This window comes from Pseudomonas sp. PB101, from assembly GCF_009764265.1.
In the GTDB taxonomy this organism is placed as follows: domain Bacteria; phylum Pseudomonadota; class Gammaproteobacteria; order Pseudomonadales; family Pseudomonadaceae; genus Aquipseudomonas.
On record NZ_RWIR01000052.1, the window covers coordinates 24,106 to 47,624 of the forward strand.

Here is a 23,519-nt window from a genome sequence, read left to right on the forward strand (position 1 = left end):
GAATCGGCATGAGGTTTTTTTAGCGAAACGCGCGTCCCAACCGGTTCGAATACGACATTTCGGCAGGCATAAGTGCCGTGAACCGGTCATCACAGAGCAGATTGAGTGTTTTTCGAGCAGCGGCCGAGCATTGATTTTTAAGCAGAATCGCGCAGGACGAAGGGAAAAATCGAGGCGAAAAAAAGGGGATTTTTCTCGATATACGGTCGCCGGTGAAACACCGGGAAAAGTAATTTTCGACTTAACAAGGACAAGGCCGCGGTTTCAGTGATGTAACCGGGATGAGCGCTCTATTTCAATGTGTTGCTTGATCAAGCCCTTCGCAAGCTCGTCGAGCCATGGCGGTCCGGCGAACTTGCGCAGCAGCTTTCCTGACCCGGCCCTTGCGCAGGTACTCCCTGTACCCGTAGGTCACTCCGCCCCTGAAACAGGCAGAACGTCCCGACCCCTTGGTCATGCGCCTGCCTTCCTCGGGTGGCGCAAGTGGAAAGAGGCGCTGTGACCTCCTTCGTGTACAAATTCTGGTGTATCAACCAGCCCCTCCCAGAGGAGGGATCAGGCATGTCGGGGAAAAGCCAACCCGCATGCCCTGGCATCACCGCCCAATAGCAGGGCGGCTGCCAGCGTCTTGAACAAACCGTTCATGTCAGCCTCGACCGCGACGGCCAAAGAAGAACGAAGCAATGAACATCACCAGGAACACGACAAACAGAATCTTGGCGATACCCGTGGCGGTGCCCGCGATACCACCGAAGCCCAGTACTGCGGCGATGATGGCAATGATCAGGAATGTGATTGCCCAGCTCAACATGGTGATTCTCCTTACGCTTCTATTTAGAGGTGCTGCGTTTCCCGGCGCATCGTCTGCGGCGGAGGTTTTGCCTAGAACACCCAACGCTCTTGATGACGTATCTCACCCACAGGGCTGGCCTGGTCGACGTCCATCATGCGCATCGGGGTGCTATCAGCTTGAAGGCTGCCAACAGCACTGAAATGGGTTTGGCTCGGATGCTCAATCGACAACTGTGGCGCCTGCGGCTGCTGGCTCTGTTCCCAGCGCAGAAACTGCTGGCCGCCGATCAAGGTGATCAACAGCGCCAGCACAGCGAACAGTCCTTGCTGGATATGCACTGGCGACAGGTGCAGGTGGGCGGCACGTTGACGGTTCATCCTGGAGCTCCTACCACTCGGGTCGGTATTCGAAAGCGGGCGTTTGTTTTTGAATGCCCTGGTTAACCAGACAATTGCAGTCCGCATGCCAGCCTTGTTTCGAAATAATTCCTTTAAATATCAATATTTTATGATCGCAGAAGAAAAAACATCGTACGCATCCTGCACGATGCCACTTACGCGGTCGTGCGTATTGCACGATTCATTTGCAGGCAGGCGTAAATTTTTTGAATTGCGAGAGGGCCACGGATGTCAGAAATACACGCTGGCCGATGTCGAAAACCGGAAATCCATTGAAAGACCCGCTAAAAGAGGCGGCTAACCGAGACATCGGATGAAAGCTACCCTGCCATGACAGGAATGGCTCAGAATCAATCATGCAACTTGCCCGATTTCTCCGGGACAAAATAAAGATCATTCATTAAGGAGCGTAGGAAAATGGAATCAGCCACGGAGCACCAAGGCCGCATTCTGCTGGTGGATGATGAGTCCGCCATCCTGCGTACTTTCCGTTACTGCCTCGAAGACGAAGGCTACAGCGTGGCCACCGCCACCAGCGCCGCGCAGGCAGACGCCCTGTTGCAGCGCCAGGTTTTTGATCTGTGCTTCCTCGATTTACGCCTGGGTGAAGACAACGGCCTCGATGTACTGGCCCAGATGCGTATCCAGGCGCCTTGGATGCGAGTGGTGATCGTCACTGCGCACTCCGCTGTCGACACGGCGGTGGATGCGATTCAGGCAGGTGCGGCCGACTATCTGGTCAAACCTTGCAGCCCCGATCAATTGCGGCTGGCGACCGCCAAGCAACTGGAGGTTCGGCAGCTGTCGGCGCGACTGGAAGCCCTGGAAGGCGAAGTGCGCAAGCCCAAGGATGGCCTGGACTCCCACAGCCCGGCCATGAAAGTGGTGCTCGAAACCGCGCGGCAGGTTGCCACAACCGATGCCAATATCCTGATACTCGGTGAATCCGGTACCGGCAAGGGCGAACTGTCTCAAGCCATTCACGGCTGGAGCAAACGCGCGAAAAAATCCTGCGTCACGATCAACTGCCCTTCGCTGACTGCCGAGCTCATGGAAAGCGAACTCTTCGGCCACAGCCGCGGCGCTTTCACCGGTGCCAGCGAAAGCACCTTGGGCCGAGTCAACCAGGCTGACGGCGGCACACTGTTTCTCGATGAAATCGGCGATTTTCCCCTGACACTGCAGCCGAAGTTGCTGCGTTTCATTCAGGACAAGGAATATGAGCGCGTCGGTGATCCGGTGACCCGCCGAGCCGACGTGCGCATCCTTGCGGCCACCAACCTCAACCTCGAGGACATGGTCCGCGACGGTCGTTTCCGTGAAGACCTGCTCTATCGCCTGAACGTCATTACCTTGCACCTGCCACCGCTACGCGAACGTCGCGAAGATATTCTCAACCTCGCCGACCGTTTCCTGGCGCGCTTCGTCAAGGAGTACGCCCGTCCCGCGCGGGCCTTCAGCGATGAGGCCCGGGAAGCCCTGCTGAGCTACCGCTGGCCGGGCAACATCCGCGAGCTGCGCAACGTGATCGAGCGCGCGAGCATCATCTGTCCGCAGGAGCGAGTCGAGATCAGTCATCTGGGCATGGCCGAAACCCCGGTCAACAATGCACCGCGCATTGGTGCGGCACTGAGCCTGGACGAGTTGGAAAAGGCCCACATCGGCGCGGTCCTCGCCACTGCCGACACGCTGGATCAAGCGGCCAAAACACTGGGCATCGACGCCTCGACGCTGTACCGCAAACGCAAGCAGTACAACTTGTGAGCAATACCCGATGAAACTGGCGATGAAATTGCGGACCCGGCTTTTCCTGAGCATCTCCGCACTGATCACCGTCGCCTTGCTCGGGCTCCTGCTCGGGCTGGTCAGCGTGATGCAGATGGCCGGCAGCCAGGAAATGCTCATCCGCAACAACTTCGTCACGCTGGACCTTGGGCTCAAGCTGCGTCAGACCTTGGGTGATCAGCTGATCATCATGCTCAGCGACAAGCCTGACTCCGCCGCTTTCGCTGCCTCCAGGCAGCATTACTTCGAACTGCTCGAACAAGGCATCGCCCAGGAACCGGAGGAAACGGGAAGCGAATACGGCTTCAGAAAAGCCAAGGTCGACTACGAGCGCTTTATCCAGGCTTATGAAACGTCCCCGGACCCGTCGAAGGTGCTCAGCAGTAACGACAACCTGACGGAAAAATTCAACGCGCTACGCAATGGCCTGATCACCGAGCACAAGCGCGCACTGGATAACATCAACGATCTCGAGCGCCAGGCCCGGGAGCGGGCCTTGCTGATTGCCGGGTTACTTGGCCTGGTGGGGCTGGCGGTGCTGATCATCGGCTTCGTGACCGCGCAGGCCATCGCCCGGCGTTTCGGCGAGCCCATCGAGGCCTTGGCCAAGGCGGCGGACAACATTGGCCAGGGTAACTTCGATGTCACCCTGCCGATCTCTTCGGCGATGGAACTCAACCAGCTGACGCGGCGCTTCGGGATCATGGCCCAGGCGCTGCGTGAACATCAGGCCACCAACGTCGATGAGTTGCTGGCCGGTCAGCAGCGGTTGCAGGCCGTGCTCGACAGCATCGACGACGGACTGCTGATGATCGACCGCCAGGGCCATCTGGAGCACCTTAACCCTGTGGCCCAGCGTCAGTTGGGCTGGGACTCCGATCGCCTGGGTCAAGGCTTGGGCACGGCGCTGGAGCGTCCCGAACTCGATGAGCAACTGCAACTGGTGCTGCGCGGCGGCATGCTGGAGCGAGCGCCGGAAGACTTGAGCGTCGAAGTCGACGGCGAGTTGCGATTGCTGACCTATAGCCTGACCCCGGTCAGCCATACCCAAGGCCATATTCTCGGTGCCGTGATGGTGCTGCATGACGTCACGGAGCAGCGTGCCTTCGAACGGGTACGCAGCGAATTTGTATTACGCGCCTCCCATGAATTGCGCACACCGGTCACCGGCATGCACATGGCCTTCGGATTGTTCCGCGAGCGCGCGCACTTTGCCCCGGACTCCCGGGAGGCCGACCTGCTCGATACCGTGAATGAAGAGATGCAGCGGCTGATGCAGTTGATCAATGACCTGCTGAATTTCTCCCGTTACCAGAACGGCTTGCAGAAACTCAGCCTGGCGCCGTGTGCCATCGAGGCGCTGCTTGAGCAGGCTCGGTTGCGCTTTGCCACATCGGCTGAAGAGAAAGAGATCAACCTGCTGGTGGAAGTGCAGGGGCCATTGCCGCGATTGCAGGCCGACCAACCACAGCTGGAGCGGGTACTCGATAACTTGCTGGACAATGCCTTGCGTCATACCGGCTCCGGCGGGCGGATACGCCTGCACGCCCGGCGCCACGGCGACCGGGTCATCATCAGTGTCGAGGACAACGGCGAGGGCATTGCCTACGGTCAGCAGGGGCGGATCTTCGAGCCATTCGTGCAGGTCGGCCGCAAGAAGGGCGGAGCCGGTCTCGGCCTGGCATTGTGCAAGGAAATCGTGCAATTGCATGGCGGGCGCATGGGCGTCTATTCGCGGCCGGGGCAGGGTACTCAGTTCTACATGGCGCTGACCGTTTAAATCGCGGTCACGCTTCGTCATCCAGGCGTCGGCCAGCGCTGGCCAGACGTCGTCCCCGGGTTATCAATTCAATGAACTGAACCGCGCTCAGCGCATGGGCAAACAGCCAGCCCTGGCCGAACTTCACGCCTTCACTGCACAGGAACTCGGCCTGGGCCTCATGTTCGATGCCCTCGGCAATCACCTTCAAGTGCAGCGACTGGGCCATGTGAATGATGTGCGGGGCCACACCGCTGCTGGCGGCGTCATGGCCCAATGCATCAATGAATGCCTTGTCGATTTTCAGGCAATCCACCGGTAGGGTCTGCAAATAGGCGAGGCTGCAATAGCCGGTGCCAAAGTCATCGATCAGCACCTGGTGCCCGACATCCCGCAGCGATTGCAGGTTTTCCCGGGCCACCACCACATCGACCAGCCCGCGCTCGGTGACCTCAAAGGCAATTTGCCGCGCAGCGACGCGGTGCAGGGTCAGCAGCCGAGCCATCACCTGGCCGATTCGCGGAACCATCACATCACACGCCGCGAGATTGACCGAGATGTACAGTTGCGGGTTGGCACGCAGCAACTGGCCGAGTTGCTCGAGCAAGCGTTGCAGGACAAAGTCCGTCATCTGGCGAATCTGCCCGGTGTTCTCGGCCATCGGAATGAACAGGTCGGGACTGGTCAGGGTGCCGTCCGGCCTGCGCCAGCGCAGCAGTGCTTCAGCCCCGACACAGTTGCGGCTATCGAGGTCGAAGATCGGTTGGTACAGCACCTGCAACTCGCCACGGCGAATCGCGCCGGTCAGTTCGGCGTCCAGCGACTGTCGCTGTTGCACCAGCAGGAACACCAGGAACCCGACGCAGATGCCCAGCACCAGGCTGGCCGGCAGCAGCCACCACCAGACTGCCGGGATATGCATGCCGGAACGCGGGCTGATCAACACCAGTTGATACTCCGGGTTGTCGGTGGGCATGCGATATATCAGGCGTGCCTGGGTTATCTGCAGCGCATCACGGGTTTTCGGCGGCCAGGCCTCGACGGGCGGCCAGATCTGGGACGACCCCAGCACCGGAATCGCCCGTGTGCCATGGTCCAGGACTACCAGCAAGCTGCTGCCCGGCGACAAGTCGACCATATCGGTCAAATGCCCACGAGAGGTCGCGACCCGGAAATTCCCGCGCCCGAGCATCAGCGCGGCGCGGTTTTCATCGGGTTCGGTGGTGGTGTTGAGCCAATAGCTGTAAGTCGGGCCTTTTATGTCTGGCGATCGACTCAGCGACAGCCCTTCCTGGCGCGGTCGATTGGAGCAGATTCGCGAGGAGTCCATATAGGCCGCTTCATAGACGAAGCGATAATTGAACGTAACCTGTTGCAAGGTCGCGATCATTTCCGCATCGCAACCACGCAACGGTTGCGCTTCAAGGTCATCCAGGCTTTCCCGCAGTTGCCCGAAGAGCTGTTCGAGACGGGCGAGAAAGCGTTCACCCTGAGCATTCATTTCTTCGCTTTCGTTTTGCTCGAGCTGATGAATGGCGACGAACAGGCTGCCGGCCATCAATAACGTTGCGCTCAAGACAGCCGACATCACCCCCAGGAACCAGGGGCGATGGAACCAACTACGGAAGGTCTCTCGAGCAGCAGTCATTGCGTAATATCCGAAGGATTACCAATGAGTTATAGCTGCTGATTGGAAAAAAGCCCTGACCGTCGGGCGGGCGTCATTATTTTGTCTGGTTCAACACCAGAAGCAGGGCCGCAGTTTGCGCATCCGGAGTGCCATCGAAACGGGTCGGGCGGAAATGCATCTGGAATGCCGCTATCACATGCCGGGTCGCGACATCGAGCTCGCCGGTTTGTGGCGAGGCATACCCCAGGCGGGCCAATTGCGCCTGAAACCAGCTGACGCTCGGCAACTGTTCGGCGAACAGCATTTGCTGACGCGCCACCGCCTGTTCATTCGGCCAGATACCCAGGCCTTCTGCAGCCAGACGTTTCCAGGGGAACAGCGGCCCCGGATCCAGTTTGCGCAACGGGGCAATATCGCTATGGCCAATGATATCGCGAGGCTTGATGCCCTGACGCTTGCTGATGTCCTTGAGCAATACGATCAAGGACTGCACCTGATCTTCGCTGTAGGGGTACCACACGCGCCCGGTTGGCGTGTCGTCGAAGCCCGGATTGACGATTTCGATACCGATGGAACTGGAATTCAGCCAGGTCCGGCCATTCCATTCGCTCTCCCCGGCGTGCCAGGCGCGCTGGTTTTCATCCATCAGCTTGTAGATGGTGGCGCCCTTGTCGTCACCGATCAGGTAATGACTGCTGACTTCGCCGCGGGTCAGCAGCTGCAGCGAGCGTTCCAGCGAGGCGTTGGTGTAATGCACCACTACGAACTGCACACGGCTGTCGTAGTTGGCTGAAGGATGACTGGTGTCAAAACGGGGGCCGCTGGCGCAGCCTGCCAGCAGAACAAGTGACACGATCAGAGCAAAATATTTCATGGCGAAGGCAGTACACACAAGACAGTAATGCAACAGTGTAACGTAATGCCTGGCGGGCTGACGGCAATCAAACAAAATGGAACAAATAATGATCAGCCCGGCTCCACGCGGTTGCGTCCTGCATTTTTTGCGCGGTACAACGCCTGATCGGCCCTTTTCAGCACTTGATCACCGTGCTCACCCGGCCTGAACGCCGACATGCCGATAGAAACGGTGATGGTCACCGGCTCTCCCTTGAAGTGGAACGGACAGGCCTCGATGGCGGCGCGCAGGCTTTCCAGCAACTTCGCCCCCGCCGACGGCACCGTGGACGGCATTAACAGCACAAACTCTTCGCCGCCAAACCGGGCAATGAAATCTGTTCCGCGCAGACGCTTGCGCAGCACGCTGGCAATGATTTTCAGTACTTTGTCACCGGCCAGGTGCCCGTAGTTATCGTTGATGCGCTTGAAGTGATCGAGGTCGAGCATGGCCAGCAGCAGCGTGTTGCCATGTTGCTGCCATTGTTTGACTTCATGCTCCAGCCGCTCGCTCCAGGCCGCGCGGTTGGGCAGGCCGGTCAACGGGTCGACCAATGCCTTTTGCCGCTGCTCTTCAAGGTGCTCGCGGTAACCCTGGGCCTCCTGCTCCATATGGGCGACCCGCTCGGCCAGGCTGTGCAGGCGCGCAGCGACCTCTTGCTCACGCTCATCGCGTTGTTTCTGGTGCTGGTCCATGGTGCCCAGCAAGCCCTCGAGATGGTTTTCCAGAACGTGCTTGAGGTCTTCCAGGTCCGCGGCTTCCTGCATGCTGTTTTGCAAGCCATCGACCTGTTCGCGGATCTGCGTGTCCATCTGCCGCGCCGCCGAACGGTTGTCGGCATGCCCTGCGGTGGCGGCTTGCAGGTTGCTCTGGAACGATTCGAGGCGCTCGTTCAGACGTTGCAGATAGGCTTCGAACTCGTGCTGGCCGCTGTCGGTAATGGCCAGCATCAACGTGGCGAAGTCGTCGAGGATGGGTAGCAGTTCGTACCAGTTCAGACCGTTTTTCAGCCGATCACGCATGGACTCGGCTTGCGGGCGGTGACGCTCGGGCAATGTCAGGTCTTCGAGCAGCCCCAGCAGCGTGTCTTCGATGTGTCTGGCCACCGAGCTGTAGGAGGGCTCAGGGGAATCCGGGAGTGCGTAGAGGATGTCGTGCTCGGAAGGCGGCTGATCGGCGTCGACCACGTCCGCAGCCGGAGTCGCAGGCAAGGGCAGGCTATCGGGTAATGCTTGCGCGATCAGTTCGTCGGGGTTCGCTTGCGCCTCGGGCGGTGTCGCGATGGTTTGCGGGATCGGGTTCTCAGTCGATTCGACGGCGGCTGCACTGGCGGATTGAGGCTGCGCAGCGGGAGGTGCAAAGGCCACCCCTGCCGGAACGGGCTCGGCCACGGTCGGTGCGCAGTCGTCTTCAACTCGTTCGGTAACGGGCGCTTCGCAGATTTGCGGCTCGATCACCACCGGAGCCGACTCGATAATCGCCGCAGGCCTTTCGACTACCGTGGCGGCCGGAGCAGGAGAGGCAAGCGCTGAGGCCGCCGTCTCCTCCGCTTCACGACCGCCGAACAAGCGCTGCAGCAAACCCGGGCGACCGGCTTCCGTCGGGGTTTCCAGCTGGCTCAGGGCCTTGCCTTGCAAACCACTGAGCTCGCTGAGCAACAAGGGTATCTCGCGTGCCTGACTGACCCGCGCATCCAGCTGTTTGGCGAAGTTCTTGAGTGGTCGGCTCACATCGCGGGGCAACGGCAATGTTTGCAGTTGAGTGACCAGCGCAGTCAGGGCGGCACTGGTCTGGTTGATCCGGGTTTCCCGACGCTGCTCGGAGTCGAGCACGGCTTTTTCCAGACGTGGAATCAGCGCGGCCAGGCCGGCGTCCATGTCGTCGGTACGCACGACCTCGCGCATTTCCTTCATGCATTGGTCTACGGCGCGGTCAGTGCCTTCGGCCGCCAGGGTGCTGCGCACCAGTCCACGACGCAGCAAGTCGAGCCGCGCGTCCCAGCGTCGTTCGAGCTTTTCCTGTTGTTCAATGCTTTTGAGGTATTTCTCTTTCCAGCGCTGTGTTTCGTCGCTCATTCATGGGATCCGCGAGGGGCAGGACTCAACGCGGGCAATGCATCGGCCGTGAGCGAACCCGGCAGACGAATCTCTACCGCGACCGGCAGGTGATCGGAAATGGGCTGTGCCAGCACCTCGACCTTTTCCAGGGTCAGGCTCGGGCTCAGGAGGATATGGTCCAGGCAGCGCTGTGGGCGCCAGCTGGGAAACGTTGCTTCCAGTTGCGGCGCAAGCAGGCCGAGGTCACGCAACGGGGAGTGCAGCAGCAGGTCACTGGCATGGGTGTTCATGTCGCCCATCAGGACCTGGTGTTTGTAATCGCCAATCAAATCGCGGATGTAAGCCAGTTGCAGGCTGCGCGCCCGAGCGCCCAGCGCCAGGTGCATCATGACCACCACCAGCGCTTCCGGGCCTTCGCCGAACCGTACCAGAATGGCTCCGCGGCCCTTTGGCCCCGGCAACGGATGATCTTCAATCGCCCATGGGCGCAAACGGCTGAGCACGCCATTGCTGTGCTGGGCCAGACGACCAAGATTGCGGTTGAGTTGTTGATACCAGTAGGGAAAGGCCCCGAGGTGGGCCAGATGCTCAACCTGATTGACGTAGCCTGATCGCAGGCTGCCGCCATCGGCTTCCTGCAAGGCGACCAGATCGAAGTCGCCGAGCAGACTGCCGATTTTCTGCAGGTTGTCGGCACGCCCGGTGTGTGGCAGCAGATGCTGCCAGCCACGGGTCAGGTAATGCCGGTAGCGCTCGGTACTGATGCCGACCTGGATATTGAAGCTGAGCAAGCGCAAACGACTGTCTGCGGGCAGGCCCGTGGACTCCAGATGATGCTCGTTGACCCGCGGATCATGCAGGCCAACAATGCGTTCAGTACCCCATCGGCGCATGGCAGTGACTGCCTTTAGTTGGCGGCAGCCTTGTTAGCCGCTCGCTCTTTGTCGATCAGTTTGTCGGCCAGTTGCAGGGCCTGTTCCGCACCGCCGGCGGAGCCTACGTCGAAGCGGTATTTGCCGTTGACGACCATGGTTGGAACGCCAGTGATTTCATACTTCTTGGCCAGCTCACGAGCCTTGACGATCTGACCCTTGATAGCAAAAGAGTCGAAGGTTGCGAGGAACTTGTCCTTGTCCACGCCCTGGGTAGCGAGGAAGTCGGCCATGTCATTCTTGTCGATCAGCTTCTTGTGTTCTTTCTGGATCGCGTTGAACACTGCGGCGTGAACGTTGTGCTCGACGCCCATGGCTTCAAGGGTCAGGAACATCTGGCCGTGAGCATCCCACGGGCCACCGAACATGGCTGGAATACGTACGAAATTCACGTCTGAAGGGAGTTTCTCGACCCACGGATTGATCACTGGCTCGAAGGCGTAGCAATGCGGGCAGCCGTACCAGAACAGCTCTACCACTTCGATCTTGCCAGGCACGGCGACCTGGACCGGATTGGCCAGTTCGACATAAGGTGCGGCGGGGGCTTCAGCGGCTTGGGCAGTCATGCCGAACAGGCTGGCAGCGGCAAAAACGGCGCTGATGATCAGATTACGCATGCTTCACTCCTGGACAAATTTTTTCGCCTCGCGCGACCTGTTATCAGACAGATCCTGGCGGGCTTGAGTTCTGTAGTGTAACGGCAGCGGCCACAAAAAAGGGCGGCCAAGGCCACCCTTTTTATACTCGTTGCAACGGATTAATCGAGCGTTAACGTTGCAGGCGATAACCGCCGCGTTCAACGCCCGATCCGCAGGCCTTAGTGCAGGCCTTGAATGTAGCTGGACACCGCGGCGATGTCTTCGTCGCTCAGTTTCTTGGCGATAGTCTGCATGGGTTTGGTATCGCCGTCGTTGTTGCGGCCGCCTTCTTCCTTGCGGAAATCGGTCAGTTGCTTGGCGATGTACTGGGCGTGCTGGCCGCCCAGGTGCGGGAAACCGGCAGGTGCGTTGCCCGCGCCGTTTGGCGAATGGCAACCGGTGCAGGATGGCAGGCCCTTGGCCAGGTCCCCACCACGGAACAGGGCTTCACCGCGAGCCACGACCTTAGGGTCGGCGGCGCCGACGCTGCCTTTCTGGCTGGCGAAATAGGCGGCGATGTCCGCCAGGTCCTGGTCGCTCAGGTTGGTCAGCAGGCCGGTCATTTCCAGGACGGTGCGCTTGCCCGACTTGATGTCGTGCAACTGCTTGGTCAGGTAGCGTTCACCCTGACCCGCCAGTTTTGGAAAGTTTGGTGCCATGCTGTTGCCATCCGGGCCGTGGCAGGCGCCACAGACGGCGGCTTTGGCCTGGCCGGCTTTTGCATCTCCCGGTTGTACTGCCTCACCTGCAGCATGAGCCATGCTGGAGATGCCCACGGTCAACAGCAGACTCACGATCAATTTCTTCATCAGCTAATCCAACTACGGCTAAGGGTTAAAGAGTTATGGACCGGGCTTACTCGCTCATCCAATGGATGATGGCTTGGTAATCCTCGGCACTGCAGTCCATGCACAAACCACGCGGCGGCATCGCCTTGAAACCCTGGGTCACGTGTTGCACCAGCGTCTCCATACCTTTCGCCAACCTCGGCGTCCAAGCTTCCTGATCGCCTTTTTTCGGCGCCATGGGTAGTTGGCCGGAATGACAGGCACCACAAACACGGTTGTACACAGCTTCCGGATCCTGTGTAGCCTGAGCGCTGTAAAGCGGCATCAAGACACCGGCAGCTAGCAGCCATTTCGTCATAAAACGACCTTTTCAGGGTTGAGAGCGTGCTGCGTTCTAGTGCGCAATCAAGGTCTGTCGCTCTCGTGAACTTCATCCTACGCTGGGACAAAGCGCACACAAAATCTGCGGCATTATATACTGGCGTCACTGAAACGGAAGCGACACTGCTTGCCGCACCCATTCCTGGCGCCGCCCACATCGGAAATCCCATGCAACTCAAGAATCCCATCCTCGGTCTGTGCCAACAGTCCACCTTCATGCTCAGCGCCGCCAAAGTCGACCAATGTCCGGATGACGAGGGCTTCGAAGTCGCCTTCGCCGGGCGTTCCAACGCCGGCAAGTCGAGTGCCTTGAACACCCTGACCCACGCCAGCCTGGCGCGCACCTCGAAAACTCCGGGGCGCACGCAACTGTTGAATTTCTTCAAGCTAGACGATGAACGCCGTCTGGTCGACCTGCCGGGCTACGGTTATGCAAAAGTACCGATCCCGCTCAAGCAACACTGGCAGCGTCACCTGGAGGCATATCTGGGTGGACGCGAGAGTTTGAAGGGTCTGATTCTGATGATGGACATCCGCCATCCGATGACCGATTTCGACCTTCTGATGCTCGACTGGGCCGTGGCTGCCGGCATGCCGATGCACATTCTGCTGACCAAAGCGGACAAGCTCACCTACGGCGCGGCCAAGAACACGCTGCTCAAGGTTCAGGCGGAAATCCGCAAGGGCTGGGGCGATCTGGTGACGATCCAGCTGTTCTCGGCACCAAAACGTATGGGCCTCGAAGACGCCTACACGGTGCTGGCAGGCTGGATGGAGCTGGCGGACAAGGGTGCCGAGGTGGAAGCCCAGTAAGCAGCAAAAGCTGCCTGGGGCGTCCCTGGGCAGTTTCCTGCAGGCAAAAAAAACCCCGGACTTCATATGGGGAGGGAGAAGTTCCGGGGTTCAAGCTCTAGACCGCTAGGGCGGGGTCCAGATATCTGCCAACACTTAACACAACATAGGAGCATCGAAGGGCTTCACCAGCCATTCAGTAACTCTGAGTGTTGGCTGCAAGATTAGTTCAGATTTTTTTCAAACCGCTTTGGAATAACTCTGATTATCTTCAGGACTAAGCAATTCGCGCCCTTCTGCCGCGGCGCTATGCCGCAGCAGAAAGCGAAAATTTTCTGATGGCTCAGTGAGCCTCATCCCAGTTATTTCCAATACCTACTTCGACCAGCAACGGAACATCCAGTTTCGCGGCCTCGCTCATGTGCAGGCGAATTTCATCGCGAACCTGGTCGACCAGGTCTTCACGCACCTCAAGCACCAGTTCGTCGTGCACCTGCAAAATGACTTTGGCGTCGAGGCCGGACACGCTCAGCCAGTTATCCACAGCGACCATTGCTTTCTTGATGATGTCCGCAGCCGTGCCTTGCATCGGTGCGTTGATCGCCGTGCGTTCGGCGGCGGCGCGCTCTTGCGGCTTGTTGGAATTGATGTCCGGCAGGTACAGGCGACGGCCGAAGAATGTCTCGACATAACCTTGCTCGGCGGCCTGGGCCCGCGTGCGGTCCATGTACTGGCGAACGCCGGGGTATCGGGCGAAGTAGGTATCGATGTAAGCCTTGGCGGTCTTGGTGTCGACGCCGATGTCCTTGCCGAGCTTCTGCGCGCCCATGCCGTAGATCAGGCCGAAGTTGATCGCCTTGGCGCTGCGGCGCTGGTTGGAGGTCACCTCGGCAAGCTCGACCTTGAACACTTCGGCAGCAGTGGCGGTGTGCACGTCCAGATTGTGCCGGAAGGCATTCATCAGCCCTTCATCCCGGGACAGATGCGCCATGATGCGCAGTTCGATCTGCGAATAGTCCGCCGCCAGCAGCTTGTAACCGGCCGGGGCCACGAAGGCCTGGCGGATGCGCCGCCCTTCGGCGGTGCGCACCGGGATGTTCTGCAGGTTCGGATCGCTGGAGGACAGGCGCCCGGTGGACGCCACCGCCTGATGATACGAGGTATGGATCCGCCCGGTACGCGGGTTGATCTGCTCCGGCAGGCGGTCGGTATAGGTGCTTTTCAGCTTGCTCATGGAGCGGTATTCCATGAGCACTTTCGGCAATCGATAGTCGTCTTCCGCCAGTTTGGCCAGCACTTCCTCGGCAGTGGACGGCTGGCCTTTGGCGGTTTTCTTCAATACCGGCAGGCCGAGTTTTTCGTAAAGGATCACACCCAGTTGTTTGGGCGAACCGAGGTTGAACTCCTCGCCGGCAATCTCGAAGGCTTCACGCTCCAGCGCCACCATCTTGTCGCCCAGTTCGATGCTTTGCACACCCAGCAGGGCGGCGTCGACGAAGGCGCCCTGGCGCTCGATGCGTGCCAGCACCGGCACCAACGGGATTTCGATATCGGTCAGCACGCTGGCCAGGCTCGGAATGGCCGAGAGCTTTTCGAAGAGGGTCTGGTGCAGACGCAAGGTGATATCCGCGTCTTCGGCGGCGTAAGGCCCGGCCTGCTCGAGAGCGATCTGATCAAACGTCAGCTGTTTCACGCCTTTGCCGGCAATGTCCTGGAAACTCACCGTGGTGTGATCCAGGTACTTCTGCGCCAGGCTGTCCATGTCATGGCGCGTGGCCGTGGAGTTGAGCACGTAGGACTCGAGCATGGTGTCGAAGGCGATGCCACGCACGGTGATGCCGTTGGCCTGATCGCCGCCGATGGCGCAGTTGGCCAGGATGTTCATGTCGAACTTGGCGTGCTGGCCGACCTTGAGCTTGTTCGGGTCTTCCAGAATCGGCTTGAGCGCGCGCAGCACAGTGTCGCGGTCGAGCTGCTGCGGTACGCCGATGTAGGAATGGGTCAGCGGGATGTAGGCCGCTTCGTTGGCCTGAACCGCGAACGACAGACCCACCAGCTGCGCCTGCTGCGCATCGATGCCGGTGGTTTCGGTGTCGAAGGCAAACAGCCTCGCGTTGTTGAGCTTTTCCAGCCAGGCATCGAATCGCGCCTGATCGAGGATGGTTTCATAGGCGGCTTCAGCAGCGGCGGCCGGTGCTTGGGCCTCTGGTTCGCTGAACAGATCGACGGCCGGTGCAGGCTCGGCGGCAGCACTCAGTTCCAGGCGTTTAGCGTCGCGATCAAGGTCGTTCAGCCAGCTCTTGAATTCCAGCAGGTTGTACAACTCGTAGAGTTTGGCCGGATCTTCCGGACCCATTTGCAAGTCGTCGAGCCCAACGTCCAGCGGCACATCGACCTTGATGGTCGCCAGCTGATACGAAAGGAACGCCATCTCCTTGTGCTCTTCGAGCTTGGCCGGCAAGGTCTTGGCGCCGCGAATCGGCAGGGTCGGCACAATGTCGAGCTGCGCATAGAGTTCGGTCAGGCCGCCGTTCACACCGACCAGCAGGCCTGAAGCCGTCTTCGGGCCGATACCCGGAACGCCCGGAATGTTGTCGGAAGAATCGCCCATGAGCGCCAGATAATCGATGATCTGCTCGGGAGCGACGCCGAATTTCTCCTTCACGCCCTCCACGTCCATGCTGCTACCGGTCATGGTGTTGACCAAGGTAATGTGACCGTCGACCAGTTGCGCCATGTCCTTGTCGCCAGTGGAGATGATCACCGGACGATCCGCCGCCGCGCTGCTGCGGGCCAGGGTGCCGATCACGTCATCGGCCTCGACCCCTTCGACGCACAGCAACGGGAAGCCCAGGGCGATCACGCTCTGGTGCAGCGGCTCGATCTGCACGCGCATGTCGTCCGGCATGCTCGGACGGTTGGCCTTGTATTCGGCGTACATGTCATCGCGAAAAGTCCCACCCTTGGCGTCGAACACCACGGCGAACGGACTGTCCGGATATTGCTTGCGCAGGCTCTTGAGCATATTCAATACGCCCTTGACCGCACCGGTCGGCAGGCCTTTGGACGTGGTCAGCGGCGGCAGCGCGTGAAAGGCGCGATACAGGTAAGAAGAACCGTCCACCAGGACGAGGGGGGCTTGGCTCATGAGCAGGATCAACCTTTTCGGCGGGTCCGGCGCTAGAATAGCGGGACCGTTGACGACAAAGGGACAAGGTTATCATGCGCACACTAAATCGCCTGTTGCTGGCTGGCTTGTTTGCAATTACCCCACTGGCCGTCATGGCGGCGGACGATGCGCCGACACCGGATCCGGAAGTCACGATCCGCACGGAAGGGGACAAAGTCATTCAGGAATACCGTCAGAACGGTTTCCTCTACGCAATCAAGGTCACGCCCAAGGGCGCACCGCCGTATTTTCTGGTGCGCGCCGACGGAACAGATGCAAACTTTATCCGCTCGGACCAGCCCGATATGCTGATTCCGTCGTGGAAGATCTTTGAGTGGAAGTAGTTTCTTAATTTCAATTGGCGCCGGCCCACGAGCGGCGCCCGTACTGGCAGCTTAAACATGTCTGTGTTCACCCCCCTGGCTCGGCCCGAGCTGGAAGCTTTTCTCGCCCCCTATGGCCTCGGCCGCCTGCTTGATTTCCAGGGGATTGCCGCCGGTAGCGAAAACACCAATTTCTTTATCAGCCTGGAGCAGGGCGAATTTGTCCTGACCCTGGTCGAACGCGGTCCGGTTCAGGAAATGCCGTTCTTCATCGAGCTGCTCGACGTGCTGCACGCCGCCGACCTGCCGGTGCCTTACGCCCTGCGCACCACCGACGGCGTGGCCCTGCGTGAAATGGCGGGCAAACCTGCGTTGCTGCAACCGCGCCTGGCCGGCAAGCACATCAAGCAGGCCAACGCGCAGCATTGCGCACAGGTCGGTGAGCTGCTCGGCCACCTGCACCTGGCGACCCAGGCCAACATGATCAAGCGCAAAACCGATCGCGGCCTGGACTGGATGCTCGAGGAGGGCACACAGTTCCTGTCACACCTCGCGGCCGAACAGAAAGACCTGCTGCAGCGGGCGCTGGACGAAATCACCCTGCAGAAAGAAAAAATCCTCGCTCTGCCGCGGGCGAACATTCACGCCGACCTGTTCCGCGACAACGCGATGTTCGAAGGTACGCACCTGACCGGGCTGATCGATTTCTACAATGCCTGTTCCGGGCCGATGCTCTATGACGTGGCGATTGCCTTGAACGACTGGTGCTCGGACGACGATGGCGTGATCGATGGAGCGCGGGCGCGGGCCTTGCTGGGCGCTTACGCGGCCTTGCGACCGTTCACCGCTGCCGAAGCCGAGTTGTGGCCGACCCTGCTGCGGGTGGCTTGCGTACGGTTCTGGCTGTCACGCTTGATCGCGGCGGAGTCGTTCGCCGGGCAGGACGTGTTGATTCACGATCCGATGGAGTTCCAGCTGCGCCTGGCGCAGCGGCAGACGGTCAGCACCCCGCTGCCTTTCGCCCTCTAAAAAGCATCGCGGGCAAGCCCGCTCCCACAGGTTCGCGATGATCTCTGTGGGAGCGGGCTTGCCCGCGATTGGGGACGACGCCGATGCTGGAAGTTACAACGACTCCAGGCACCCCGCCAGATCATTCCCCAGCTTTTCCAGCACCTGCTCATAACCCTGAGCCGTCGCCGGTGTGTAGCCGCCCAACGCATCCAGCTCAGCCAGCTTCACCGGCAAACCCGCCACCAGGGTTTCCGCCAGGCGCGGACGCAACGGTGGCTCGCTGAACACGCACGTCTTGCCGACTTCCTGCAACCGCGTGCGCATTGCCGCGACATGCTGGGCACCGGGTTGTACCTCGGCTGCGACACTGAACACACCCGCGTGCTTGAGCCCGTAAGCGTCTTCGAAGTAATCGAAAGCTTCGTGGAACACGAAGTAGGGTTTGCCCTGAACATCGGCCAGACGTTTTTTCAGGCGCACATCCAACGCATCGAGACGCTCGTCAAAAGCCTTGAGATTGCTCTGATAACGCGCGGCATTGTCAGGATCGGCGGCACTCAGGTCAGCCGCCATTTTCGCGGCGATGACCCGGGCGTTGACCGGCGATAGCCACAAGTGCGCATCGAGGCTGCCCGGACGGTGATCGTGGTCGTGTTCGTCGGCTTCTTCGGCATGTGAGTGGTTATCTTCGGTGAAGTGACGCAGTTTCATGCCTGACAGATCCTGCACGGCGACGCTGGGCAGCGTACGGCCATTGAGCACCCGGGGCAGAAAGCCTTCCATGTCCGGGCCGATCCAGTACAGCAGGTCCACCGATTGCACCTTTCGTACGTCGGAAGGGCGCAGGGCATAGTTATGCGGTGAGGCACCCGGTGGCAGCAAAACCTCGGGAATCGCCACGCCATCCTGCACCGCCGCGGCGATCAACTGCAGGGGCTTGATGCTGGTAAGGACTTTGACTTCGGCCTGCACCGGACCGATCAGCAGAAAACTTGCGATAAATGCGACAAAGATAGAAAAAAGTCGGGACACGATGACCACTCGAAGAGGCGAGAACGGGTAACATAATAACGTCTCTCACAAACGTCGTCGCCGCTCATGCTAAAAACACCGATTGCCAGCCGTCCCCACGACCACTCGCATTGCGTTCACAGCGCTTTGTCCGAGGCCGATGCCCTGTGTGCGCGTCAAGGTCTGCGCCTGACCGCATTGCGTCGGCGGGTGCTGGAACTGGTGTGGCAAAGCCATAAGCCGCTGGGTGCCTACGACATTCTTGCGGTCCTCAGCGAGCAGGACGGTCGCCGCGCCGCGCCGCCGACGGTGTACCGCGCGCTGGATTTCCTGCTGGAAAACGGCCTGGTCCATCGGATTTCCTCGCTGAACGCCTTCATCGGCTGCAATCATCCGGAACATGCTCACCAGGGCCAGTTCCTGATCTGCCGCCAGTGCCACGCCGCGATCGAGCTCGAGCAAAAATCCATCAGCGACGCGATCATCGCCAGCGCCAGGGATGTCGGGTTTATCGTCGAAGGCCAGACCGTCGAAGTGGTCGGTCTCTGCTCGGGTTGCCAGGGGGCTTGATGAGCAACGCGCTGATCCGACTTGAGCAGGTTGCCGTCACGTTCGCCGGGCAACCGGTGCTGGACAACATCGAGCTAAGCGTCGAGCCGGGGCAGATCGTTACCTTGATCGGCCCCAACGGTGCCGGCAAAACCACGCTGGTGCGGGCCGTGCTCGGTCTGTTGAAACCGGACAGCGGCAGCGTCTGGCGCAAGCCGAAACTGCGTGTCGGCTACATGCCGCAAAAACTCCATGTCGACCCGACCCTGCCGCTGTCGGTCTTGCGCTTCTTGCGTCTGGTACCGGGCGTGGACCGCGCGATGGCCTTGGCGGCACTCAAGGAAGTGGGAGCCGAGCAGGTCATCGACAGCCCGGTGCAAAGCGTTTCCGGGGGCGAAATGCAGCGTGTGTTGCTGGCCCGGGCCTTGTTGCGCGAACCGGAACTGCTGGTACTCGACGAACCGGTTCAGGGTGTCGACGTGGCCGGCCAGGCTGAGCTGTACAGCCTGATCACCCGTTTGCGTGACCGCCACGGCTGCGGCGTGCTGATGGTCTCCCACGATTTGCATCTGGTGATGAGCACCACGGACCAGGTGGTCTGCCTGAATCGTCACGTCTGCTGTTCCGGCCATCCCGAGCAGGTCAGCGGCGATCCGGCTTTCGTCGAGCTGTTCGGAAAAAACGCACAAAGCCTGGCGATTTATCACCACCATCACGACCACGCCCACGACTTGCATGGCTCGGTGGTCAAGGCGCCCGCGTCGGGCCAACCCCATGTTCACGGAGATAGCTGCAAGCATGGCTGATTTTCTGCTTTACGCCCTGCTTGCAGGCCTGGCCCTGGCCGTCGTCGCAGGCCCGCTGGGGTCTTTCGTGGTCTGGCGGCGCATGGCCTATTTTGGCGACACCCTGTCCCACGCAGCCTTGCTCGGCGTGGCTTTGGGCTTCCTGCTGGATGTCAGCCCGACGGTTGCCGTCACCGTTGGCTGCCTGCTGCTGGCGGTGTTACTGGTGACGTTGCAGCAACGTCAGCCATTGGCATCCGACACGCTTTTGGGAATTCTCGCACCCAGCACGCTCTCTCTGGGCCTGGTGGTACTAAGCTTCATGCACGAAGTGCGGATTGACCTGATGGCCTATCTGTTCGGCGACCTGCTGGCAATCAGTCCAACCGACCTGGCGTGGATTCTTGGCGGCAGTGCGGCCGTGCTGGCCTTGCTGGTTGCGTTGTGGCGGCCTTTGTTGGCGATCACGGTGCATGAAGAACTGGCCAGGGTCGAAGGCCTGCCGGTGGCAGGATTGCGTCTGGCCTTGATGCTGCTGATCGCCGTGGTGATTGCCGTGGCGATGAAAATCGTCGGCGTGTTGCTGATCACCTCGTTGCTGATCATCCCGGCGGCTGCGGCACAACGTCACGCCCGCTCGCCGGAACAGATGGCACTGGGCGCGAGCCTGCTGGGCATACTCGCCGTGTGTGGCGGGCTGGCGCTGTCCTGGTTCAAGGACACCCCTGCCGGCCCATCGATTGTGGTGGCAGCCGCGGCGCTGTTTCTGCTGAGTTTTGTTCTGCCCCGTCGAGGGGTGTAGACTTGCTCGTTTTTTGCGCAAATAGAGAGTCGCAGGAATGAAGTCGTTCGCCTCCCGTTATCTGCTCCTTGTCGCATTTTCTTTGCTGCTGGGCGCCTGCCAAAGCACGCCACCGGCGGCCACCGAGGCCGCCAATGCGCGAGCCACGGCCATCGTACAGCTGGAACAAAACATCGCCAGCGATGAACTGGCCACGGCCGAAGACCAATTGGCCGCCTTGCAGGCCGAATCGCCCAACGATGCGTCCCTTGAGCAGTACCAGCGGCAACTGGCCGAGGCCTACTTGCGCCGCAGCCAGATCGTGCTGCAAAAGGGCGACGTGGATGCCGCCGCGACGGCCCTGAGCCGCGCCCGCGCGCTGATGCCCAAGGCTCCGGCACTGACCGGCGGGGTCAATGGCTCGATTGCCCAGGCGCGCAAGGCCGAACTGGAAAAAGCCGAGGCCGCCCTCAAGGCCGCCGAAGCCAAGCCAAAAGCCAAGGTGATCGACCTGACGGCTGAAAGCACCACGGTCGCACTGAATATCAACGATATGGGCAAACTGCGTCGCCAACTGGATGCCATCGCCGCCGATGTGGTGAATTTCCAGTGCGATGTGACCATTCAGGCTCCGCGCACGGATGATTACCCTTGGCTGGCTAACTTGCTGAGCAAGCGGGTGAAGAAGCTCGATCCCGAGTTTGACCTGAAGCTGGAGCGGCAGATCTTGCGCAGTGTTCCGGCACAGATGGTTCTGAGTCCGCGTAAACCCTGAAACCCTCGCGAGCAGGCTCGCTCCCACAGTAGAGAGGTGTTGGTCACAAAATATGTGAGCAACACAAATCCATGTGGGAGCGAGCCTGCTCGCGATGGTCTATCTGGCTCCGAAGATCCTCAGGCCGGAATCGCCCTGGCCTTCGCCTCCCTGGCCCAGACCCGATGCTGCCCGATCGCCAGCAAAAACGGCTTGATCAACTTCGCATCCGCCCCCACGACCAACCCCGCATCAACCTCGAGCTTCAACACATCCAGCAACTGCTCCGCCTCGCCCTGCAACGCAATGGCCTTCAGATGCTTGTACGCCTCCAGCAGGTAGTGAAGCGCCACCCCGTCAGAACTCAGCGCCTTGATCGACGCCGCTCCGCCCGGCACGAACACCGCATCGAACGCCACAGACGGCGAGCCTTCCATCGAAGCATCGACAGCCAGGGTTTTGCCGTCCGCGGTTTTCACCGGCGCAGAGGTCGGTCCAAGCACCTTCCCGTGGGCGCCCTCGGCCTCCAAGGCTGATTTCATTGCATCAATCGCAGCGCTATCGACGCCATTGGCCACCAGAATGGCGACTTTTCGCGTCTTGATGTTCTCCGGTAACAAATTCGCCTGGCTCAATGCCGGTGAATGATCCGGTGCAGTCTTGCGCACCTCCACGGTGCCGCGAGCCGGCGCGGGCAACCCAAGGTTCTGCGCCACTCGTTTGGCCAATTCCAGATCGATATTGGCGAGTATTTCGTTCACCTCCCGGGCACGAATCGCTTCACGCTCGACTTTGCCCAGCTCAAAGCTATAGGCCGAGATGATGTGCTCTCGTTCATGCTCACTCATGCTGTGGAAAAACAAACGAGCCTGGGAGAAATGGTCAGCGAACGACTCGCTGCGCTGGCGGATCTTGTTGGCATCGATCCGCTCCGGATAACTCTCGAAGCCACCCTCTTGCGCCGACGCTGGCGTTTCCTTTGGCCAGCCGCCATCAATGGAGTTCGGCTCGTAGGACGCACGCCCCTTGTCGATCGTGGTGCGGTGCTGCGCGTCGCGCTGGCCGTTGTGGAACGGCGACACCGGACGATTGATCGGGATCTCGTGAAAATTCGGCCCGCCGAGTCGGCTGATTTGCGTGTCGGTGTAGGAAAACAATCGACCTTGCAGCAGAGGGTCGTTGGAGAAGTCGATCCCCGGAACGATATGCCCGGGGCAGAAGGCAACCTGCTCGGTTTCGGCGAAGAAGTTGTCCGGGTTGCGGTTCAGCACCATCTTGCCCAACGGCGTGATGGGAACCAGCTCTTCCGGGATCAGCTTGGTGGGATCGAGAATGTCGAAATCGAAGGCATGTTCGTTTTCCTCTTCGATGACCTGCACCCCCAACTCCCACTCTGGGTAGTCGCCGATCTCGATCGACTCCCACAGGTCCCGGCGATGGTAGTCGGCATCTTTTCCCGCAAGTTTTTGCGCTTCGTCCCACACCAGGGAGCAAGTGCCGGCGGTGGGGCGCCAGTGGAATTTGACGAAGCGCGACTTTCCTTCGGCATTGATCAGCCGAAAAGTGTGCACGCCGAAGCCCTGCATGCTGCGCAGGCTTTTCGGGATCGCCCGGTCGGACATCGCCCATATCACCATGTGCGCCGACTCCGGCACCAGCGAGACGAAGTCCCAGAAGGTGTCGTGGGCCGAGCCACCGGTAGGGATCTCGTTGTGCGGCTCGGGTTTGACCGCGTGCACGAAGTCGGGAAACTTGATGGCGTCCTGAATGAAGAACACCGGCATGTTGTTGCCCACCAGGTCGAAGTTGCCTTCGTCGGTAAAGAACTTCACGGCGAAACCTCGTACGTCGCGCACGGTATCGCCTGACCCTCGCGGCCCCTGCACCGTGGAAAAGCGCACGAACACCGGGGTTTTCTTCGCTGGATCCTGCAGGAAACCGGCCTTTGTCAGCTCCGAATGGTTTTCATAACTCTGAAAATGGCCATGGGCGCCGGTGCCGCGGGCGTGAACGATGCGCTCGGGAATGCGCTCGTGGTCAAAGTGCGTGATCTTTTCACGCATGATGAAATCTTCCAGCAGCGACGGCCCGCGGGCCCCGGCCTTCAGAGTGTTCTGGTTGTCCGCGACCTTCACGCCCTGGTTGGTGCGCAAAGCCTGCTCAGAGGCATCGGAGCGAAAGGTTTCCAGGCTGTCGAGCTTGGCATTGGTGTTGTGGCGGTCCGGGGTATCGGTCCCGGCCAGGGCGCTCTTGGTGGCGGCAGGCTTCTTGGTAGTCATCAGGCGTGA

At 60.2% G+C, this 23,519-nt stretch carries 21 protein-coding genes; 9 read left to right on the plus strand and 12 right to left on the minus strand.

The features are described 5' to 3' along the window. Window positions 1–646 precede the first annotated feature (646 nt). Complete coding sequence (locus EI969_RS15200) at window positions 647–811, minus strand: DUF1328 domain-containing protein (RefSeq protein WP_003177151.1); 165 nt, start codon at window positions 809–811, stop codon at window positions 647–649. 71 nt (window positions 812–882) lie between these two features. After that, on the minus strand, window positions 883–1,170 hold the full coding sequence (locus EI969_RS15205; protein WP_160388512.1) for a hypothetical protein: 288 nt from the start codon (window positions 1,168–1,170) through the stop codon (window positions 883–885). A 438-nt stretch (window positions 1,171–1,608) separates the two neighbouring features. Here EI969_RS15205 and algB point away from each other — a divergent pair, with 438 nt between their 5' ends. Beyond that, complete coding sequence (gene algB, locus EI969_RS15210; RefSeq protein ID WP_160388513.1) at window positions 1,609–2,955, plus strand: sigma-54-dependent response regulator transcription factor AlgB; 1,347 nt, start codon at window positions 1,609–1,611, stop codon at window positions 2,953–2,955. Window positions 2,956–2,965: 10 nt separating this feature from the next. Continuing rightward, a complete protein-coding gene (locus EI969_RS15215; protein ID WP_160388514.1) occupies window positions 2,966–4,756 on the plus strand; it encodes a KinB sensor domain-containing domain in 1,791 nt (596 codons plus the stop codon). A gap of 7 nt (window positions 4,757–4,763) precedes the next feature. Here the strand turns inward: EI969_RS15215 and EI969_RS15220 are convergent, their stop codons facing one another. The 7 genes from EI969_RS15220 to EI969_RS15250 form a co-directional block, all read right to left on the minus strand. Continuing rightward, on the minus strand, window positions 4,764–6,383 hold the full coding sequence (locus EI969_RS15220; RefSeq protein ID WP_160388515.1) for an EAL domain-containing protein: 1,620 nt from the start codon (window positions 6,381–6,383) through the stop codon (window positions 4,764–4,766). Between the two features lie 76 nt (window positions 6,384–6,459). Continuing rightward, complete coding sequence (locus EI969_RS15225; RefSeq protein WP_160388516.1) at window positions 6,460–7,239, minus strand: N-acetylmuramoyl-L-alanine amidase; 780 nt, start codon at window positions 7,237–7,239, stop codon at window positions 6,460–6,462. A gap of 92 nt (window positions 7,240–7,331) precedes the next feature. Further along, the gene (locus EI969_RS15230) at window positions 7,332–9,335 is read right to left on the minus strand and encodes a GGDEF domain-containing protein (protein WP_160388517.1); all 2,004 of its coding nucleotides are present in this window, start codon (window positions 9,333–9,335) and stop codon (window positions 7,332–7,334) included. Then, window positions 9,332–10,210 carry an endonuclease/exonuclease/phosphatase family protein gene (locus EI969_RS15235; protein WP_160388518.1) on the minus strand — a complete coding sequence of 293 codons (879 nt, stop codon included), beginning with the start codon at window positions 10,208–10,210 and terminating at the stop codon, window positions 9,332–9,334. The genes EI969_RS15230 and EI969_RS15235 overlap by 4 nt, the downstream gene beginning before the upstream one ends. 14 nt (window positions 10,211–10,224) lie before the next feature. Then, window positions 10,225–10,866 carry a thiol:disulfide interchange protein DsbA/DsbL gene (locus EI969_RS15240; protein WP_160388519.1) on the minus strand — a complete coding sequence of 214 codons (642 nt, stop codon included), beginning with the start codon at window positions 10,864–10,866 and terminating at the stop codon, window positions 10,225–10,227. A gap of 200 nt (window positions 10,867–11,066) precedes the next feature. Next, window positions 11,067–11,696, minus strand: a complete 630-nt coding sequence (locus EI969_RS15245; protein WP_103397942.1) for a cytochrome c — start codon at window positions 11,694–11,696, stop codon at window positions 11,067–11,069. 46 nt (window positions 11,697–11,742) lie between these two features. Continuing rightward, a complete protein-coding gene (locus EI969_RS15250; protein ID WP_060540368.1) occupies window positions 11,743–12,033 on the minus strand; it encodes a cytochrome c5 family protein in 291 nt (96 codons plus the stop codon). Between the two features lie 191 nt (window positions 12,034–12,224). Between EI969_RS15250 and yihA the strand changes: the two genes are divergently transcribed. Next, window positions 12,225–12,869 (plus strand): ribosome biogenesis GTP-binding protein YihA/YsxC, encoded by a 645-nt coding sequence (gene yihA / locus EI969_RS15255; RefSeq protein WP_008002192.1) that lies wholly within the window; start codon window positions 12,225–12,227, stop codon window positions 12,867–12,869. 322 nt (window positions 12,870–13,191) lie between these two features. Here the strand turns inward: yihA and polA are convergent, their stop codons facing one another. After that, a complete protein-coding gene (gene polA, locus EI969_RS15260) occupies window positions 13,192–15,996 on the minus strand; it encodes a DNA polymerase I (RefSeq protein WP_160388520.1) in 2,805 nt (934 codons plus the stop codon). A 74-nt stretch (window positions 15,997–16,070) separates the two neighbouring features. On the opposite strand from polA, the gene EI969_RS15265 reads away from it, so the two are divergent. Beyond that, window positions 16,071–16,361: a DUF2782 domain-containing protein gene (locus tag EI969_RS15265; RefSeq protein ID WP_110658219.1), complete on the plus strand. Its 291-nt coding sequence runs from the start codon at window positions 16,071–16,073 to the stop codon at window positions 16,359–16,361. Between the two features lie 57 nt (window positions 16,362–16,418). Continuing rightward, window positions 16,419–17,369, plus strand: a complete 951-nt coding sequence (locus tag EI969_RS15270; protein ID WP_160388521.1) for a homoserine kinase — start codon at window positions 16,419–16,421, stop codon at window positions 17,367–17,369. A gap of 93 nt (window positions 17,370–17,462) precedes the next feature. On the opposite strand, the gene znuA is transcribed toward EI969_RS15270, so the two are convergent. Next, window positions 17,463–18,383, minus strand: coding sequence for a zinc ABC transporter substrate-binding protein ZnuA (gene znuA, locus EI969_RS15275; RefSeq protein WP_160388522.1), 921 nt, complete (start codon window positions 18,381–18,383; stop codon window positions 17,463–17,465). A 66-nt stretch (window positions 18,384–18,449) separates the two neighbouring features. Between znuA and zur the strand changes: the two genes are divergently transcribed. The 4 genes from zur to EI969_RS15295 are packed head-to-tail and all read left to right on the plus strand — an operon-like array spanning window position 18,450 to window position 21,252. Beyond that, entirely contained in the window at window positions 18,450–18,932 is a 483-nt protein-coding gene (gene zur / locus EI969_RS15280; protein ID WP_160388523.1) for a zinc uptake transcriptional repressor Zur, read from the plus strand. Then, window positions 18,932–19,717 (plus strand): zinc ABC transporter ATP-binding protein ZnuC, encoded by a 786-nt coding sequence (gene znuC / locus EI969_RS15285; RefSeq protein ID WP_007989407.1) that lies wholly within the window; start codon window positions 18,932–18,934, stop codon window positions 19,715–19,717. Before zur ends, znuC begins: the two co-directional genes overlap by 1 nt. Then, complete coding sequence (gene znuB, locus EI969_RS15290) at window positions 19,710–20,498, plus strand: zinc ABC transporter permease subunit ZnuB (RefSeq protein WP_015092904.1); 789 nt, start codon at window positions 19,710–19,712, stop codon at window positions 20,496–20,498. The genes znuC and znuB overlap by 8 nt, the downstream gene beginning before the upstream one ends. 37 nt (window positions 20,499–20,535) lie before the next feature. Next, on the plus strand, window positions 20,536–21,252 hold the full coding sequence (locus EI969_RS15295) for a PA5502 family lipoprotein (RefSeq protein WP_160388524.1): 717 nt from the start codon (window positions 20,536–20,538) through the stop codon (window positions 21,250–21,252). Window positions 21,253–21,371: 119 nt separating this feature from the next. Here the strand turns inward: EI969_RS15295 and katE are convergent, their stop codons facing one another. After that, a complete protein-coding gene (gene katE / locus EI969_RS15300; protein ID WP_160388525.1) occupies window positions 21,372–23,510 on the minus strand; it encodes a catalase HPII in 2,139 nt (712 codons plus the stop codon). Between the last annotated feature and the right edge of the window lie 9 nt (window positions 23,511–23,519).

Excerpts from the sequence above, each read along its gene's own strand:
- katE (WP_160388525.1), bottom strand. The coding sequence starts at position 23,510 with ATGACTACCAAGAAGCCTGCCGCCACCAAGAGCGCCCTGGCCGGGACC.
- EI969_RS15250 (WP_060540368.1), bottom strand. The coding sequence starts at position 12,033 with ATGACGAAATGGCTGCTAGCTGCCGGTGTCTTGATGCCGCTTTACAGC.
- algB (WP_160388513.1), top strand. The coding sequence starts at position 1,609 with ATGGAATCAGCCACGGAGCACCAAGGCCGCATTCTGCTGGTGGATGAT.
- EI969_RS15215 (WP_160388514.1), top strand. The coding sequence starts at position 2,966 with ATGAAACTGGCGATGAAATTGCGGACCCGGCTTTTCCTGAGCATCTCC.
- zur (WP_160388523.1), top strand. The coding sequence starts at position 18,450 with ATGCTAAAAACACCGATTGCCAGCCGTCCCCACGACCACTCGCATTGC.
- znuC (WP_007989407.1), top strand. The coding sequence starts at position 18,932 with ATGAGCAACGCGCTGATCCGACTTGAGCAGGTTGCCGTCACGTTCGCC.
- EI969_RS15295 (WP_160388524.1), top strand. The coding sequence starts at position 20,536 with ATGAAGTCGTTCGCCTCCCGTTATCTGCTCCTTGTCGCATTTTCTTTG.
- EI969_RS15200 (WP_003177151.1), bottom strand. The coding sequence starts at position 811 with ATGTTGAGCTGGGCAATCACATTCCTGATCATTGCCATCATCGCCGCA.
- EI969_RS15230 (WP_160388517.1), bottom strand. The coding sequence starts at position 9,335 with ATGAGCGACGAAACACAGCGCTGGAAAGAGAAATACCTCAAAAGCATT.
- yihA (WP_008002192.1), top strand. The coding sequence starts at position 12,225 with ATGCAACTCAAGAATCCCATCCTCGGTCTGTGCCAACAGTCCACCTTC.
- znuB (WP_015092904.1), top strand. The coding sequence starts at position 19,710 with ATGGCTGATTTTCTGCTTTACGCCCTGCTTGCAGGCCTGGCCCTGGCC.
- EI969_RS15240 (WP_160388519.1), bottom strand. The coding sequence starts at position 10,866 with ATGCGTAATCTGATCATCAGCGCCGTTTTTGCCGCTGCCAGCCTGTTC.
- EI969_RS15270 (WP_160388521.1), top strand. The coding sequence starts at position 16,419 with ATGTCTGTGTTCACCCCCCTGGCTCGGCCCGAGCTGGAAGCTTTTCTC.
- EI969_RS15225 (WP_160388516.1), bottom strand. The coding sequence starts at position 7,239 with ATGAAATATTTTGCTCTGATCGTGTCACTTGTTCTGCTGGCAGGCTGC.
- EI969_RS15245 (WP_103397942.1), bottom strand. The coding sequence starts at position 11,696 with ATGAAGAAATTGATCGTGAGTCTGCTGTTGACCGTGGGCATCTCCAGC.
- EI969_RS15205 (WP_160388512.1), bottom strand. The coding sequence starts at position 1,170 with ATGAACCGTCAACGTGCCGCCCACCTGCACCTGTCGCCAGTGCATATC.
- EI969_RS15265 (WP_110658219.1), top strand. The coding sequence starts at position 16,071 with ATGCGCACACTAAATCGCCTGTTGCTGGCTGGCTTGTTTGCAATTACC.
- polA (WP_160388520.1), bottom strand. The coding sequence starts at position 15,996 with ATGAGCCAAGCCCCCCTCGTCCTGGTGGACGGTTCTTCTTACCTGTAT.
- EI969_RS15235 (WP_160388518.1), bottom strand. The coding sequence starts at position 10,210 with ATGCGCCGATGGGGTACTGAACGCATTGTTGGCCTGCATGATCCGCGG.
- EI969_RS15220 (WP_160388515.1), bottom strand. The coding sequence starts at position 6,383 with ATGACTGCTGCTCGAGAGACCTTCCGTAGTTGGTTCCATCGCCCCTGG.